Here is a 16,111-nt window from a genome sequence, read left to right on the forward strand (position 1 = left end):
AAAAGAAAGGGGCCGAAGCCCCTTGCTGTTACTCCACTTCTACCGTGTCATCAATGCTAGCATCAGCGTACAACTCTTTAGCGAGCCAGCGGTGTCCAAAAAACTCTTTAACCTCTGCCAGCGTTTCGCAGACTTTTCCGCTGAAACGGTCGCGCTCACCTTGCCATCTTGTACGGCCAACTTGATGGCAGATGAATTTTCCGCCTTTGGTTTTGTAAAGTGCAAGCTCTGTCCAGCGACCTGTTTGACCGCTGTAGCTACTACCCATCGCCTGATTGTCCGAACTGGCCGCACTTGCTACCAGTTCACCAGTAAAGCGAACGCTGGGTGCGTTATCAATCTCAAGAGTAAATGTTTCCATGTCTGAGTCCTCGTCTACGTCAATGTCAGTTACTTGTTCAATCTCAAGCACGCTGTAATCAATGCTGCTGAAATCAGAATCCAGATAGTCGGCCAGCTCATGCGCATTCAGCTCGTCACCGCCTTCATCTACAACCACAACGCCTTCTACAGACCAAACGTCATCCTGTCCCTCGGTTCCTGTAGACAAAGAATCAGGGTCGCATTCGTCGTAGTTAAAGCCTTCGGTGTAAGTGATTTTGATGCCGTCGAGGGTAGAGGTTTTGGAAGCCCAGCCCCAAACATGAGGAATGTCGATCAGGTCAAGAGATTCGTTTTCTTCATCCCACTCTTCAACCTGACGATCAAGACGCTCTACAACTTCATGGTCTTGTTCACGCTGCCAGTCATTGCGAGCTACCAGAGTTTCAAATTCAGCAATAGAGATAGTTTTCATGGTTAAGTCCTTGTCATCTCAGAGTCGCCGCTGAGTTCGGCTGTGGATGTCTTCCACGTTTTTAATGATATGGTATCTAGCTCCCGCCGTCAACCCTAAAATCCGATTTATTTATAAAATTACATCTAGTGCAGATCAACCGCTAAATCCGGATACCCTTAAAATCATGGGCCAGTCCTCCCGCCATCTGACCCACGGCATTCATCCGTTGCGCTTCATTTAACTGCCGTTCGGCATCTTTCTCACTGGTGATATCGAAGGTCAGAATCAGAATACCATTAACCTTATTATCCGGATTAAAACAGGGGATCAGGGTGCGTTTACAGATCACCTGTCGTTGCTGTAGAGGTTCGGTATATTCGCCTGCCGTTTGTTGCCCCCTGAGGGCGGACTGAAGTTGCCACTGAATATGGTTGAAGCAGGTCTCTCCAATCGCCTGCTGCAGGGGCTTATTGATCATACTGGCCTTATCCTGATGGTATGTCTCGGCGAACACCCGATTGACAAACAGAATGTTCAGGCAGGTATCGAGATAGGCGATCTGTGCGGGCAGGGCGTCCAGAATCTGTCGCTGACGCTGTTCTGATTGTGCCAGCGCTTCCTTGGCACTGGCCATCGACTCTGAAGCGATGATCAGTTGCTGGTTTTTTTCGGCTAATGCATGGGTGCGTTGTTCTACCTTGCTGTCGAGATTTTTAATCGAGTCGCGCAGGCGTTCCACCATGGTGTCGAAGGTGTAAGCCAGCAGTCCCACCTCATCATCTCGGCGGATACCGCTTTTAGCCGATAGCTCACCTTCCGATACCCTGACCGCGGTATCTGCCAGTCGTTTGATCGGCTGGGTTATCCACTGACTGAATAGCAACATCAGCAGCAGTGCAACAAACAGTGCGATCACTGCGATAGTGATGATTCTTTCTGTCAGCAGTTCAGCGCTGCTGCGCAATTCATCGACATAGACCGATGAGCAGATATACCAGTCAAACCCCGGCAGATAACGCACCAGTGAGAGTTTTTCATAGCTGTAGTTGCCAGGGTCATCGGGCCGGTCCCATTTGTAATACAGTTCTTTACCGGTATCAGCGACCTGAATCAGATCTTCGGCGATAGAGTTGCCTGTCACCGGATTTGTCAGTTTGAGGAAGTTTTTACCTGCAATATTTGAGTTCGGGTGGATCAGCATATTGGTGCTGGCATCAAAAACAAACAGGTAGCCGGTGGAGGCGATTTTTATATCCCTGATACCTTCGCGCAGCTCAATCAGTGCTTCATTGCGGATCTGCTCGATATCCGCATCCAGGTCATCCAGATAAACCCCTGAGCCGATCACAAACCCTTTGTCGGGGAAGTTTTTAACAAATGAGACCTTATCCAGCGGCTTTTCGGAGTCGAGCCGGTTCCATTTGTACTGGTAGAAGCCCTCTCCCTGGCGTAATGCCAGATCGATGACTGCGCGAACCTCACTGTCACCCTCCTGGCTGTGCAGGGTCGCGGTATCTTTACCCTGATAGCGCGGGTCTGGATGCGATAGCAGGATGCCATGCTGATCGGCGATCCAGATATAGTCATTGTCGCCGTATTTAAAGCTTCTCAGCTGCTCGAAAGCAACCTGACGTGCCTGCTTTTCGCTGAGACCGTTACGACGCGCTTCGGCAACCGCACTGTCGAAGAATGAGTCGGCCAGATCAACTACGGTACGCAGACGCTTCTTATGGGATTCCAGTGCCTGGCTGCGGTATTTTTTGGTATCGGCGTACATCTTATTGGCAAGGGAAAAGACGCTGTTGAGGGCGATAGCGCTGGAATTGCGTTCAATCTCGAACACCTTTTTCTTAATCACCGGCACCGAATAAAAGTACACCGTGATAAAAATCATCGAGATGATTATCAGCAGAGTCACGAAGAAGCGTTGCATGAGTTTCGATCTGAAAAGCATAGTGCTGTCGTCTGTCACCGTACCATTATTATTGTTCTGTCATTCTATAGGAAATGTCAGGTCGCCATACTGGCTGTTACATTTCGTTATATTTCAGACAAATTGCGGCAATGATTATCGGTTTTACTGTTAGAAAATCACAGACTCAATACTGTGACCGATAACAATAAAAACGCTGGCCAGCAGCAATGGCCGGGAGAGAGTAAAGATGCCTTCTCTGTATCCACACAATTATTTCACAGCTGAGCTGAGCCGCTATGGATCGGCTACGGTGCTGTGTTGCTGGTTAATGCTCATCAGTTATCCCACCTTTTACTCTTGCGCCCACAGGCCGGGTGGTTCAGGTGTCGGCATCCCGACCTGACCAGCATACTCCCGTGAGGGAGCTTCCATTAAATACTTTTTTCAGATCGACTGGCCGGACCTGAGCATGTGAACCGGTCGAAAACAGGTACAGGAAAATACAATGTCTGAACATCATAATGTCTATAATCAGTCCCTCGATCAGAATGCGGCCAACTTCACGGCGCTGACGCCGCTGAGCTTTCTGGAACGCAGTGCTAAGGTTTATCCAAACCGTATTGCCACCGTTCATGGTGCGCAGCGCAGAACCTGGGCAGAAACCTATCAGCGCTGCTGTCGTCTGGCCAGTGCGCTGGTGCAGCGGGGGATCGGCAGTGGTGATACCGTATCCATTATCGCGCCTAACCTGCCTGAACATTTTGAATCTCATTTTGGCGTGCCGATGAGTGGCGCGGTGTTGAACTCGATCAATACCCGGCTGGATGCAGAAGCGATCGCCTTCGTCTTGCAGCATGCGGAATCCAAAGTCCTGATTACCGAGCGGGAGTTTTCCACTGTGGTGCGTAAAGCCCTGAAAATGATCGGTAAAAAAATCCTGGTGATCGATATCGATGATCCAACCTATGCTGAAGGCGAGCTGATCGGTGACCTGACCTATGATGCGTTTCTGGCGGAAGGGGATGACGAATTTACTGGCGTGAAGCCTGCAGATGAATGGGATGCGATCACCCTTAACTATACATCCGGCACTACCGGTGACCCTAAAGGAGTGGTGTATCATCATCGCGGAGCCTATCTCAATGCCGTGAGTAATATCGTCTCCTGGGATATGGGGCAACACCCGGTGTATCTCTGGACTCTGCCGATGTTCCACTGTAATGGCTGGTGTTTCCCTTGGTCGATTGCTGCCGCCGCCGGTACCAGTGTCAGCCTGCGTCATGTGCGGGCCGATATCATCTTTGAACAGATCAAAGAGCAGCAGGTGAACCATTTCTGTGGTGCACCTATTGTGTTGAATATGCTCAACTCAGCGCCTGCAGCGATGAAAGCGGGGATCGAACATCAGGTGAAAGTGATGACGGCGGGAGCGGCGCCACCCGCTTCAGTGATTCAGGGCATGGAGGAGCTGGGTTTTAAAGTGACCCATGTGTATGGCCTGACCGAAACCTATGGTCCATCGGTGGTGTGTGCCTGGCATGAGGAGTGGGATGAGTTCGATGAGGGGAAAAAATCCCGGCTGAAATCCCGACAGGGGGTGCGTGCACCGATGCTGGATGGTCTGATGGTGGCCGATCCCGATACTCTGGAGCCGGTGCCACAAGATGGCGAAACTATCGGTGAGATCTTTATGCAGGGTAATCTGGTGATGAAAGGTTACCTGAAAAATCCATCGACCACCGATGAAGCGTTTAAAGGTGGCTGGTTCCACTCTGGCGATCTGGCGGTATGGCATGCCGATGGTTATATCGAAATTAAAGACCGTTCCAAAGATGTGATTATCTCCGGTGGCGAGAATATCTCCAGTATCGAGGTTGAAGATGTGCTCTACCGGCATCCTAAAATTCAGGATGCGGCAGTGGTTGCCCGGCCGGATGAAAAGTGGGGCGAAACCCCCTGCGCATTTATTACCACAACCGAGGGCGAAACGGTCACCGAGCAGGAGATTATCGATTTCTGCCGGGCTAATATGGCGCACTTTAAAACCCCCAAACGGGTTGTTGTCGGGGATCTGCCGAAAACCTCAACCGGTAAAATCCAGAAGTTTATACTGCGGCAGAAGGCGAAAGAGCTGCAGTGAGTCCAGACTGGTAACTTGTGCGGAGAGGGTTCACTTCTTCGCCACTCAAAGTCAGGCGGAACAATAATAATGAAGATAGCCGTAATACTGACACCCGACGTCTTCGCAGATAACTGGTCTGCTGTGGGGCGTCAGGCGCAGGAGAGTATCACTGAAGCGTTAACACTGAAGCAGAGCGGGCGGGCTCATGAGGTCGTCGTTGTTTCAATCGGACAGCCTTTAAGTGAACCGGTGCGTACTGGGTTGCTGTTACAGGGGGTTGATTCGACGCAATTCAGCGCTTGTGACCGCAGCCCGGGGCCGATGGAACTGGCTGAACACTGTGTCGCAATCATTCAGTTGCTATCCCCTGATCTGATGTTTATCGGTCGTGGTGACAACGAGGGTCAGAGTCAGCTCGGCACCATGCTGGCCGAGCTGCTGGCGTTTCGGTTATCCCAGTCTGATCCGGTTAAAGACGCTCAGCTCTACCGCACTCTGGTTATTCGCGAAATTGGCAATGGGATGCATACGGTGCGGGTGTCGTTGCTGAATACGGCTTACAGCCACCCAGCTTCAGTGGCAAGCCCGGTTGTATTGCCGCAGAAGCCCCAGAGAGTAGGCCTGTTCACTCAACCGGCAGGTGGAAAACAGATCGGTTAACCTGTTCAGGTATATTAGCGGAAATAGTAAAAAGCGGTGTCTCAGCGTCGGATAATCGTGTTACAGGCTACCGACAAATTTTAGTATCGCTTGCCGTGATTCCCGCTTCAGATGAATATATTTCTGTCTGGCCTGTTCCGCTTCGCCGCCATGCCAGAGAATCGCTTCCTGGATATTACGTGCCCGGCCATCGTGCAAAAAATGGGTATGGCCATTAACGGTGCGGGTCATGCCGATCCCCCACAGTGGCGCGGTTCTCCATTCCTGAGCAGTGGCTTCGAAATCCGGTCCCCCCGACAAACCTTCACCCATGTCGTGTAACAGCAGATCGGTATAGGGACGAATCAACTGATTTTCCAATCGGGCAATTTCGTGTTCACCGGTTATTGCCCGGGATTTATGGCACTTCTCGCATCCGATTTTGTTAAACAGGGCGATACCCTGCTGCACCTGTGGGGTTTCCATATTACGCCGGTAGACCACACCGAGCAGCTGCAGGTAGGTGGTCAGGTCTTTTAACTGATCGGGCCGGAGCTCGAACTCTTTGCTATCGAAGGCGCGGAGACAGCTGAGTTGTTCTGGTTCGCAGTTCTGACGGGTTTTATGGACCTTACTCTGATCATCATAGCGATACAGAAAGAGCTCATTGTTGATCCCCATATCGTTAAAGGCTGCAGTGGCGGCCTGTTGGCGGATATCGAAGGCATTGGACTTCCAGGAAAAGCGGCCGATGGCTTTGCCTCCGCGTTCGAGGTCCCAGACATAGTTTGGGCGGCCAGAGATGCCATCACCGTCCAGATCATCCGGGTCTGCCCAATATAGCAGTGTACGTTCCGGAATGGCTTCCAGGAGGCCCAGGCCAAAGACCGGCGGTGCGAGGCGCAGAGTGATCTGTGTATCCGGCGGAAGCGCACCATAGGCCAGATCTTTTATCAGAAATTCAGGTTTGCGCAGGGAGTAAGACTCTCCATCAGGGAACGCGCCCTGAGTGTCATGCCATTTTATCCGCACACGGGCTTCAGGCTTTACCCCTTTTATCGCCCGGTCACTGATTTGCAGACCATAGCCCGGGGGGGACAACGGTTCACCATAGAGGCCGATGCCGGGGATAGAAACCCTGAGAAAACCGCCTTCAATCGGTTCATCTGGCCCAACCGGAGGTTGTGCTCTGCCATCAGCAGGATGACAGGCATCACAGGAGGCGTTGTTAAACAGAGGACCAAGACCGTCGCTAGCAGAGAAGGCCTGACCAAAGAGTTTGTCGCCCCGCTCAAATGCGGCTTCAAGTCCCGAAGAGAGGTTGGGGGCTGACTGTTCAAAAGCGCTGTTATCTGAGTGGAAGTGGGTCAGATCCCCAGCGCTGAAACTGTCTTTCTGGTGGCTCTGGCGATAGTTTATCCGGACTTCGCCATATCCATTATAGGGGCGCCATAATAGTTGGTAAGCCTGATAGCTCAGCAAGCTGATGGCTACCATCAGTGACACAAACGCAATAATGAATGTCGGGGGCGGTAACCGGGAAACTTTACTGTAGCGTGTTTTAGCCATCATCAGAATCAGTTACCGGTTATTCGCAGGGCCATCTGACGAGTGTCTGGTCAGATATAGGCGCAACGCTGACAGAAGCACCGCCACACTCACCAGCCAGTAACCGTAACCGAGTAACAATGTTGGATAGGTAGATTCTGTTTCAATCCAGACAGAAAAGAAAAAGTAAGCGTACCATGAACCGCCGGCAATCACGGGCCCCAGCCACATGGTGATCCAGCGGTTTTGCATGGCGATTGCATTGCTGACAATCACGCAGAAAATTGTCAGCCTCATCATAAACTCTGGATTATCTGTCCAGTAGATAAAGTTGTTAATGCGATAATTATAGATAAAGGTCGTCAATTCTGAGATCACAACCAGCACCATACCTATTCTCAGAACGGTATACACGATATGCATCATTCTGTTTTCGGCGGCAAGGGTGAAGCCCTTACTGACCACGTAGAAGTAGAACGTCATGGCGATAGTGGATGTGCCCAGACACAGTCCTACGGTCCAGATGCGAAATAACTGTGATAAATAGAGCAGTTGGAGTTCTGTCATGGGCGGTTTTTATTGAAAATAATGAGAATTATTATCATTAATGCATAATTAAAACAATAATATAAGCCATTTTTCTGACAGATTTAGAATGATTCTTTGAATGGTAGAATAAAAAAACCGGCAACTGCGAAGCAGCTGCCGGTGAGAATAATAAACTAAGAATGCAAAGCTCACAGACATGAGGCTGTGAGCTGGAGGGCGTTTATACGGTGTATATTCTGGCGGTTATGCGAGGCTGTGACGATAGCCTGAGCAGTCAGTCTTTTGACCTAATCGGACAGAAGTTAACACCTCAGGGTTAGCCTTTTGATTTGCGGTAAGTGCTGGGAGAGATGCCGGTCCAGTGTTTGAAAGCCCGGGTAAAGGCCGCGGCTTCGGCGAAACCCAGTCGTCTGGCGATCCTGGAAATTGGCAGGTTCGGCTGACTCAGAAGGTGAATCGCTTCGTCCCGTCGAACACCATCCTTGATCTCCTGAAAGCTGGTGCCCTCTTCATCCAGTTTACGCCGCAGGGTCCGGGAGGTGGTATGCAGCTGGCTGGCGATATCTTCCATACTGGTATCGACCATCGATTCGGCGTTTTCGAGGTAGTCCATCACCTTACGGGTATACACCGGGTAATAGGATTGTCGCTTAAACCAGTCCAGCGGGGCGCGCCGCAGATAACTGCTGAGATTCTGAACAGTCTGTACCACCGGCGCATTCATGATTGCCCGGTCAAAGGTCAGACTGTTATGGGGCTGGTCGAACACTGAAGGGCAGGGGAACATTAAACGGTATTCTTCGAAGTGGGCGGGCTTTGAATGACGAAAGCCAACCTGTTTCAGCGGAATCCGCTGGCCAATCAGCCAACTGGGAAAACGGTGCCATAGCAACAGCAGAAAATCGATCAGGGCGTGATCCGGATCTTTCTCCGGATGGGTCAGGTCCAGGGTGAAAATAACCCGGTCGTCCGTTTCAGTTATCGTCATGTGGGAGGCTGGCACCAGCAGGTTATAAAAATGAACCGCCTGGGTGAACACCTGCTGCAGATCGGTGCAATGGATCACCATACGGCACATCACTGCGAACACACCAAAACGACAGGGGGGGCTGGCAAGGCCAAGGTAGTCATCATCGCTATGCCGCAGGATCGACTGGACCAGGCGGCTAAGCTGCATCGGCGTGATGCGCACTTCATGGTTTCTTAACAGTTCACTGTTAAGCCCGGCCTCCCGTAACAGCTGCTGTTCATTCAGCCCGTTCGCGCGTGCACCTTTGAGCATCGCATTGGCAAAGTGAATCGAGATCGAGTGATGGTTATAGCTCATAAACGGGTACCAGAAACATTAAATGATTGTCCTATAATGGAGCTGTTTGTCCGATACTATCAGAAATATCCGAAATTAAATGGTTTGTTGTGTCCGAAAAAGTCAATTATAAGGCTTTTTTCGTTATTGTTGTCCTGGCTGACAACAGGCAAACTAGATCTCAATAAGAAACCGCAATCTAAAAGTGAGTGCTATGAAGATACTTGTTCCGGTAAAGCGTGTTATCGACTACAACGTTAAAGTACGGGTTAAGTCTGATAACAGTGATGTTGATCTGTCTAACGTCAAAATGGCCATGAATCCGTTCTGTGAAATCGCTGTAGAAGAAGCGGTTCGCTTGAAAGAGGCGGGTGTTGCCAGCGAAATTATTGCGGTATCCATCGGCGATAAAGCCTGCCAGGAGCAGATCCGCACCGCCCTGGCGCTGGGTGCTGACCGTGGCATCCAGATCGAAACTGAATCAGCTCCCGATGCATTGTCTGCTGCTAAACTACTCAAAGCCGTGGTACAGGCAGAACAGCCACAGCTGGTCATTATGGGTAAGCAATCTATCGATTCAGACAACAACCAGACCGGCCAGATGCTGGCGGCTCTGCTGGATTATCCTCAGGCAACTTTCGCCTCTGAGGTGAAGGTTGAGGGCGATAAGGTGCAGGTAACCCGCGAAATCGATGGTGGTTTACAGACTCTGGAGCTGGATCTGCCCGCAGTCATCACCACTGACCTGCGACTCAACGAACCCCGTTATGCATCTCTGCCTAACATCATGAAAGCCAAGCGTAAGCCGCTGGATGTGAAAACCCCGGCGGATCTGGGGGTTGAAGTGGGTAATAAAGTCACCCTGGTGGCGGTCAACCCACCGGCCGAGCGTCAGGCGGGAATCAAGGTGGCATCTGTCAGCGAGCTGGTGGATAAACTGAAAAACGAAGCAAAAGTAGTTTGAGGAGCGGGCAGATGACAATTCTGGTAATAGCTGAACACGATAACCAGGCACTGAAGCCTGCAACACTGAACACGCTGGCGGCTGCACAACAGATCGGCGGTGATATTGAACTGCTGGTGGCGGGGCATAACTGCCAGGCGGTTGCCGATGCAGCGACTGCGATCCCCTCTGTTGCAAAGGTGCTGCTGGCAGACAACGCCGCCTATGAGCATCAACTGGCGGAAAATATTGCTAAGCTGATCGTTGCACTGGTCAGCGGTCACAGCCATATCCTGGCACCTGCGACCACCAGTGGTAAGAACTATCTGCCACGGGTTGCTGCACTGCTGGATGTCAATCAGTTGTCCGATGTGATCGCCGTTGAATCTGCAGATACGTTCCAGCGTCCGATCTATGCCGGTAACGCAATCGCAACGGTTAAAACTGACGATACCGTTAAGCTGCTGACTATTCGTGGTACTGCATTTGATGCGGTGGCTGCCGAGGGTGGCAGCGCTGCGATTGAAGCGGTGTCTGAGGTGTGTGATGCCGGGACATCCCGTTTTGTTGGCGAAGAGCTGGCGAAGTCTGATCGTCCTGAGCTGACCGCAGCATCGATTATCGTCTCCGGTGGCCGGGGTATGGGTAACGGTGACAATTTCGAAATGCTCTATGGTCTGGCCGATAAGCTGGGCGCGGCTGTCGGTGCTTCACGGGCTGCAGTAGATGCAGGCTTTGTACCTAATGATATGCAGGTAGGCCAGACCGGTAAGGTGGTAGCCCCTGATCTTTATATTGCGGTGGGTATCTCCGGTGCGATTCAGCATCTGGCAGGGATGAAGGATTCGAAAGTCATTGTGGCTATCAATAAGGATGAAGAAGCGCCGATCTTCTCCGTTGCGGATTACGGGCTGGTCGCAGACCTGTTTGATGCGGTTCCTGAACTGTCTGGCCAGATCTAAAAAGTAAATTACAGGTAAAGACCATGAGTGACTACAAGCACCCCCTTACAGATGCCGAGTTTGTTCTGAATGAGCTGGTACAGTTCGATCAGTTGTGTGCTGATGCCGGACTCGAAGATATCAACAGTGAACTGGCGTCGGTTATCCTGACTGAAGCGGGTAAGCTGGGTTCCGGCATGCTGGCCCCTCTGAATCGTACCGGTGATCTGAATCATCCGGTACTGGGTGACAGCGGCGTACAGCAGACCGAAGGCTTTGCTGAAGCCTATAAGGAGTATGTTGAGGGGGGCTGGGCCACGCTGACTGCTGCTGAAGAGTTTGGCGGACAGAACCTGCCTAACGTGCTGGGCACCGCAGTTAATGAGGTTTGGCAGACCGCTAACCTGTCGTTTGCTCTTTGCCCGCTGCTGAGTCAGGGAGCGATCGAGTCGATCAGTCACCACGGCAGCGATGAGCTGAAACAGCATTACCTGCCAAAACTGGTCAGCGGTGAGTGGACCGGTACCATGAACCTCACCGAATCCGATGCGGGGACCGATCTGGCGGCCGTTAAGACTAAAGCGGTGCCTAACGGTGACCACTATCTGATCACCGGGCAGAAGATCTTTATCACCTGGGGTGACCATCAGATGACCGATAATATCCTGCATCTGGTGCTGGCTCGTCTGCCGGACGCCCCCGCGGGTGTGAAAGGTATTTCACTGTTTATCGTGCCCAAATTCCTGCTGGATGAGAACGGCAATCCTGGTGAGCGCAACGACGCCCATGCGGTCTCTCTGGAACATAAACTGGGTATCCACGGCAGTCCGACCTGCGTTATGAGCTTTGGCGATAATGGCGGTGCAGTGGGTTATCTGGTCGGCGAGGAGAACAAAGGCCTGGCCTATATGTTCACCATGATGAACCATGCCCGTCAGGGGGTGGGTCTGCAGGGACTGGCGGTCTCTGAAGCGGCTTATCAGCATGCATTGCAGTATGCAAAAGACCGGATTCAGGGCACCAATAAAGATGGCAGCCGCTATCCGATTATCCGTTTCCCCGATGTTCGTCGCATGCTGATGACCATGAAGTCCGGTACCGAAGCGATGCGGGCTCTCTGTCTGGTGGCCGCCGCCGAAGCCGACCGCGACAATGCTGCGCGGATTGAATTGCTGACGCCCATCGTTAAAGGCTGGGTGACGGAATTTGCTCAGGAACTCACCTATCTGGGGGTGCAGATTCATGGCGGAATGGGCTTTATCGAAGAGACCGGCGCGGCACAGTTCTACCGTGATGCCCGGATTCTCACCATCTATGAAGGCACCACCGGGATCCAGGCGCTGGACCTGGTGGGACGTAAAACGCTGGTCAATGGCGGTGAATCCCTGCAAGCTCTGTTGGATGAGATGACCGCTGATATCGCCCAGTTTGAATCCCTGGGTGGTCAGTTCACCCTGGCAGCGCAACAGTGCCGCAGATCACTCGATAATGGTATTGCAGCCCGTCAGTGGTTGCTGGATAGTGCAGCGGATAAGAATGCCCCTGGCAGTGCCTGCGTTAACTTTATGATGCTGTTTGGTTTCCTCTGTGGTGGCTGGCTGATGGCGAAAAGTGCTATGCGGGCACAGGCTAAGCTTGACGCAGGTGAAGGTAATCCTGAATTCCTGCAAGCTAAGCTGGCAACTGCCCGGTTCTTCTGTGAACATATGCTGCCCCGTACCCAGTCCTGCCTTGCCTCTGTGATGGCCGGCAGTGACAGCATAATGCAACTGGATGAAGAGCAGTTTTAGTAGCGCAAAACGACGAGGATAAAAACAATGCAAAGAGAATCGATGGAATTCGATGTAGTGATTGTCGGTGCCGGTCCCGCCGGACTGTCCACTGCATGTCGTTTGATGCAACAGGCAAATGACGCAGGCCAGGAACTGATGGTCTGCGTGGTTGAAAAAGGAGCCGAGGTTGGCGGACATATTCTCTCCGGTGCGGTGGTTGAACCCCGCGCCCTGGATGAGCTGTTCCCCGAGTGGAAAGCGCAGGGCGCGCCACTGAAAACTGAGGTCACTGAAGATCAGATCTACCTGCTGAAAAGCGGCGAGAAAGCGACCAAAATCCCCAACGGCTTTGTGCCCAAAACCATGCACAACCATGGCAACTATATTGCCAGTGTCGGCAATCTGTGCCGCTGGCTGGCAGAGCAGGCGGAACAACTGGGGGTCGAGATTTTCCCCGGCTTCCCCGCGTCACACATTATCTACGGCGATGATGGCCGGGTGGCCGGTATCGGTACCGGCGATATGGGGCTGGATGAAAATGGCGAGCAGAAAGACAGCTATATGCCGGGTATGGACCTGCTGGCGAAATACACCATCTTCACCGAAGGGTGCCGCGGCCATCTGGGCAAAGAGTTGATCGCTAAATTTGAACTGGATAAAGACGCCGATGCCCAGCACTACGGCATCGGTATTAAAGAGTTATGGGATGTGCCCGCCGATCAGCATCAGCCGGGTCTGGTGCTGCACGGTGCCGGCTGGCCGCTGAGCGACGCCGGTGCCAGCGGTGGTTTCTTCCTCTATCACGCGGAAGATAATCAGGTGGTAGTGGGGCTGATCACCGATCTTAACTACGATAATCCGCACCTGAGCCCGTTTGACGAGTTCCAGCGGATGAAACATCACCCGCTGATCTCCCAATATCTGCAAGGCGGCAAACGGGTCTCCTACGGTGCCCGGGCGATCACCAAAGGTGGCTTTAATGCCCTGCCGAAGATGACCATGCCCGGCGCACTGCTGTTAGGTTGTGACGCAGGCACGCTGAACTTCGCCAAGATCAAAGGTACACACACCGCGATGAAGTCCGGTATGGTCGCTGCCGAAACGATCTTTGCCGCACTGACCGGGGGTGATGAAGGTGGTAATGATCTGACCGCATACGGCGAAAACTTCAAAAACTCCTGGGTTTATGACGAGCTGTACAGCAGCCGCAACTTCGGTCCGGCGCTGCACAAATACGGCACCATGATCGGTGGCGCCCTGAACTTTATCGATCAGAACATCTTCAGCCTGCCGTTTACCATCCGCGATAACCATGCGGATTACGCCCAACTGAAGCCTGCATCTGAATGTGCGGCAATAAGTTATCCGAAACCGGATGGTGTACTCAGTTTTGACAAGCCCTCCTCGGTGTTTATCTCCAACACCAACCATGAGGAAAACCAGCCCTGTCACCTGAAACTGAAAGACAGCAGTATACCGCTGATGCAGAACCTGCCGAAGTTCAACGAACCGGCGCAGCGCTACTGTCCAGCAGGCGTATACGAAGTCCTGGAAAACGATGCGGGAGAGAAAGTCTTCCAGATCAACAGCCAGAACTGCGTGCACTGTAAAACCTGTGATATCAAAGACCCGGCCCAGAATATTACCTGGGTGGCGCCGGAGGGCGGCGGTGGGCCGAACTACCCCAACATGTAAAAAACGAACAACGCGCCTCAGGGCGCGTTTTTTACATATCAGGGTAGTCAGAACGCGACTTCGTCGCTCGCTAGATCGGTGCTACGCACCTGGCTAGACGTTGCTGCGCAACTTGCGAGTGGCTAGGAGCCGCTACGCGGCCTGGGGCTCGAATACCCGTGTAGGAGCGCCTTCCAGGCGCGAAAGGAATAAACAAGGGGCTGATTTAGTAAAATAAATCTGTCCCCTTTTTAGCCCCTGACGGTGTATCGCCAGATATTCCAGATAAGCAGTGGTAGCCTGCTGATTTAATGTACCGGGATGAACCCGGTTGTGGTAGCGAATAAAATCCAGAATCCAATGTACATAGGTTTGTTTTGTGCGCTTACTCTAATTGCGGGCACGTGAAAGGTGAACTCATCCTGTACATTCTTTTACTGTGTTTATGAACAGTATTTCATGACACATAAATCTATGCAAATATTGAAATACTCAGGGAGAAACACCCGCCACTTCAGGGATTATGAATGCAAATCACTCTTATTAATGGTCATTTTGTCGTATTTCTGCAGATATACGACAAAGTGTCGTGTTTTCCCAAAGTCGAATCTTTATATAAATCATTAAAATTCAGATGGTTGGATGGTATTTATAATCTAATTAGAAACTGTGATATACGACAACTTGTCGTATTTCTCCAAAACCGTTGTCGTATATTTAGCTGTTAGGCGAAAGAAGCCCATGTCAAGAATCTATTTCCTCATTGGTTTTGTACTTCTACTGTCAGGATGTGCATCGACGGTAGAGGTAGTTATGAAGGACGCAAGAATAATTGAAACAAGCAATAAGAAACTGGGGAGGTCGCATTCCTTGGAGCTTGCGGAGAAAGAATTCAAGGCGGTTAAGTTTAATATCGAAAGCGAAAAAGAGCTTTATAATTTCTTTGTTGCTGAAAGAAACAGGCCAATTCAAATATTTTGCAAAGCAACTGGCGCAACTAGAGAGGGCGACTTCAAGAACATTGGATATGGCCCATTCTACGGAAAGAGAGACATTTCCCGCATCTTTTCAGAAAAGCCTAAAAGTATTATTTTGAAGCCAAACGCCGAGAATGGAAAATATGCTTATAGTGTTATCGCCTTCCTGAAACTGGAGGCTGGTTATACTCAGCTACATTACGGTATTCCAGAAACCGCGCTCAAATTAACAGAAGAGTCGTTTGAGGGTTTAAGTTGCTATCTTAATGGTCTTACGTATCCACCGCTTTTACCGCCGCAATCTAATACATTTGGAATCAATACGCGGGAGTTCGAAATCAGAGTTAATGAGTACAATAAGTCGCAGTAATGAATCTAAGTCGCCTAACCATGCCATGCACTCGGACCCTTCACTCGCTGCGCTCACTCAGGGCCGGTGATGGCTGGCGTTATGAGCCTTCAATGAAATATCTATCATTAATGTTGCTCCTCATCTCAAATATCAGCTTTGCTTGTATTGTTGGCCCTCTGAGCATTGAGCCTAAACCAGAATTGGGATTTAACTTTAAGGAAGAACAATCGGATCAATGTAGAAATTGCAGCATGATTTCAATTGATTCTCCAAAGGAATATGATAGTCGCCCTGCGTCACATGCAATTTTTTCTGTCTTTAAAAATGGTGAGCTAGTATCTAAAGCTGTCACTTCTTTTGAAGAAGAATCAAAAAACGCAGAATTTGTTGGTATTGTAAGTAAAGAAAAAGGGTTCAGCTACGAGGTCAGTATTGAATACGGTACCGGTCTTTGCATGGGGTATAAGTTTGTTTTCAGTGGCTCCGAAAATGGCTCATAACAAAGCCATCTTGCCTCGCACCAGCAAGCTGGTTCTGGCCCTTCGTTTCGGTGCTTCGCGCCTACTCTACGGCCGCAAATGGTGGCGTTAAATAA

At 51.1% G+C, this 16,111-nt stretch carries 13 protein-coding genes and 1 pseudogene; 8 read left to right on the forward strand and 6 right to left on the reverse strand.

Annotation, left to right across the window (positions count from 1 at the left end):
- Nucleotides 1-28: 28 nt before the first annotated feature.
- Nucleotides 29-796, reverse strand: coding sequence for a hypothetical protein (locus tag OCU43_RS06135; RefSeq protein WP_091356565.1), 768 nt, complete (start codon nt 794-796; stop codon nt 29-31).
- Between the two features lie 142 nt (nt 797-938).
- On the reverse strand, nt 939-2,711 hold the full coding sequence (locus tag OCU43_RS06140; protein ID WP_261832996.1) for a cache domain-containing protein: 1,773 nt from the start codon (nt 2,709-2,711) through the stop codon (nt 939-941).
- Between the two features lie 487 nt (nt 2,712-3,198).
- Between OCU43_RS06140 and OCU43_RS06145 the strand changes: the two genes are divergently transcribed.
- Nucleotides 3,199-4,833 (forward strand): acyl-CoA synthetase, encoded by a 1,635-nt coding sequence (locus OCU43_RS06145; protein WP_091352298.1) that lies wholly within the window; start codon nt 3,199-3,201, stop codon nt 4,831-4,833.
- A 69-nt stretch (nt 4,834-4,902) separates the two neighbouring features.
- Entirely contained in the window at nt 4,903-5,475 is a 573-nt protein-coding gene (locus OCU43_RS06150; RefSeq protein ID WP_091352300.1) for a hypothetical protein, read from the forward strand.
- Between the two features lie 60 nt (nt 5,476-5,535).
- Here OCU43_RS06150 and OCU43_RS06155 read toward each other — a convergent pair whose 3' ends face one another.
- From OCU43_RS06155 to OCU43_RS06165, 3 genes are all read right to left on the reverse strand, one after another.
- Nucleotides 5,536-7,026 (reverse strand): di-heme oxidoreductase family protein, encoded by a 1,491-nt coding sequence (locus OCU43_RS06155; protein WP_091352302.1) that lies wholly within the window; start codon nt 7,024-7,026, stop codon nt 5,536-5,538.
- 9 nt (nt 7,027-7,035) lie between these two features.
- Nucleotides 7,036-7,569, reverse strand: coding sequence for a hypothetical protein (locus OCU43_RS06160; protein WP_091352305.1), 534 nt, complete (start codon nt 7,567-7,569; stop codon nt 7,036-7,038).
- A 298-nt stretch (nt 7,570-7,867) separates the two neighbouring features.
- Entirely contained in the window at nt 7,868-8,878 is a 1,011-nt protein-coding gene (locus OCU43_RS06165) for an AraC family transcriptional regulator (protein WP_091352307.1), read from the reverse strand.
- Nucleotides 8,879-9,071: 193 nt separating this feature from the next.
- On the opposite strand from OCU43_RS06165, the gene OCU43_RS06170 reads away from it, so the two are divergent.
- The 4 genes from OCU43_RS06170 to OCU43_RS06185 are packed head-to-tail and all read left to right on the forward strand — an operon-like array spanning nt 9,072 to nt 14,208.
- A complete protein-coding gene (locus tag OCU43_RS06170) occupies nt 9,072-9,821 on the forward strand; it encodes an electron transfer flavoprotein subunit beta/FixA family protein (protein ID WP_091352310.1) in 750 nt (249 codons plus the stop codon).
- An 11-nt stretch (nt 9,822-9,832) separates the two neighbouring features.
- A complete protein-coding gene (locus tag OCU43_RS06175; protein ID WP_091352312.1) occupies nt 9,833-10,762 on the forward strand; it encodes an electron transfer flavoprotein subunit alpha/FixB family protein in 930 nt (309 codons plus the stop codon).
- Nucleotides 10,763-10,785: 23 nt separating this feature from the next.
- Nucleotides 10,786-12,531, forward strand: a complete 1,746-nt coding sequence (locus OCU43_RS06180; RefSeq protein ID WP_091352314.1) for an acyl-CoA dehydrogenase — start codon at nt 10,786-10,788, stop codon at nt 12,529-12,531.
- A gap of 27 nt (nt 12,532-12,558) precedes the next feature.
- Nucleotides 12,559-14,208, forward strand: a complete 1,650-nt coding sequence (locus OCU43_RS06185; protein ID WP_091352316.1) for an electron transfer flavoprotein-ubiquinone oxidoreductase — start codon at nt 12,559-12,561, stop codon at nt 14,206-14,208.
- A 132-nt stretch (nt 14,209-14,340) separates the two neighbouring features.
- On the opposite strand, the pseudogene OCU43_RS22280 reads toward OCU43_RS06185, so the two are convergent.
- Nucleotides 14,341-14,565: pseudogene (locus OCU43_RS22280) on the reverse strand (phage integrase N-terminal SAM-like domain-containing protein); the annotation flags it as partial.
- A 435-nt stretch (nt 14,566-15,000) separates the two neighbouring features.
- On the opposite strand from OCU43_RS22280, the gene OCU43_RS06190 reads away from it, so the two are divergent.
- Both OCU43_RS06190 and OCU43_RS06195 read left to right on the forward strand, forming a co-directional pair.
- The gene (locus tag OCU43_RS06190) at nt 15,001-15,534 is read left to right on the forward strand and encodes a hypothetical protein (protein WP_091352318.1); all 534 of its coding nucleotides are present in this window, start codon (nt 15,001-15,003) and stop codon (nt 15,532-15,534) included.
- A gap of 92 nt (nt 15,535-15,626) precedes the next feature.
- On the forward strand, nt 15,627-16,016 hold the full coding sequence (locus OCU43_RS06195) for a hypothetical protein (RefSeq protein WP_139203111.1): 390 nt from the start codon (nt 15,627-15,629) through the stop codon (nt 16,014-16,016).
- Nucleotides 16,017-16,111: the final 95 nt, after the last annotated feature.

The organism is Amphritea atlantica (genome assembly GCF_024347255.1).
Classification (GTDB): Bacteria; Pseudomonadota; Gammaproteobacteria; order Pseudomonadales; family Balneatricaceae; genus Amphritea; species Amphritea atlantica.

Excerpts from the sequence above, each read along its gene's own strand:
- OCU43_RS06150 (WP_091352300.1), top strand. The coding sequence starts at position 4,903 with ATGAAGATAGCCGTAATACTGACACCCGACGTCTTCGCAGATAACTGG.
- OCU43_RS06175 (WP_091352312.1), top strand. The coding sequence starts at position 9,833 with ATGACAATTCTGGTAATAGCTGAACACGATAACCAGGCACTGAAGCCT.
- OCU43_RS06145 (WP_091352298.1), top strand. The coding sequence starts at position 3,199 with ATGTCTGAACATCATAATGTCTATAATCAGTCCCTCGATCAGAATGCG.
- OCU43_RS06185 (WP_091352316.1), top strand. The coding sequence starts at position 12,559 with ATGCAAAGAGAATCGATGGAATTCGATGTAGTGATTGTCGGTGCCGGT.
- OCU43_RS06180 (WP_091352314.1), top strand. The coding sequence starts at position 10,786 with ATGAGTGACTACAAGCACCCCCTTACAGATGCCGAGTTTGTTCTGAAT.
- OCU43_RS06140 (WP_261832996.1), bottom strand. The coding sequence starts at position 2,711 with ATGCAACGCTTCTTCGTGACTCTGCTGATAATCATCTCGATGATTTTT.
- OCU43_RS06170 (WP_091352310.1), top strand. The coding sequence starts at position 9,072 with ATGAAGATACTTGTTCCGGTAAAGCGTGTTATCGACTACAACGTTAAA.
- OCU43_RS06165 (WP_091352307.1), bottom strand. The coding sequence starts at position 8,878 with ATGAGCTATAACCATCACTCGATCTCGATTCACTTTGCCAATGCGATG.
- OCU43_RS06190 (WP_091352318.1), top strand. The coding sequence starts at position 15,001 with ATGAAGGACGCAAGAATAATTGAAACAAGCAATAAGAAACTGGGGAGG.
- OCU43_RS06135 (WP_091356565.1), bottom strand. The coding sequence starts at position 796 with ATGAAAACTATCTCTATTGCTGAATTTGAAACTCTGGTAGCTCGCAAT.
- OCU43_RS06160 (WP_091352305.1), bottom strand. The coding sequence starts at position 7,569 with ATGACAGAACTCCAACTGCTCTATTTATCACAGTTATTTCGCATCTGG.
- OCU43_RS06195 (WP_139203111.1), top strand. The coding sequence starts at position 15,627 with ATGAAATATCTATCATTAATGTTGCTCCTCATCTCAAATATCAGCTTT.
- OCU43_RS06155 (WP_091352302.1), bottom strand. The coding sequence starts at position 7,026 with ATGATGGCTAAAACACGCTACAGTAAAGTTTCCCGGTTACCGCCCCCG.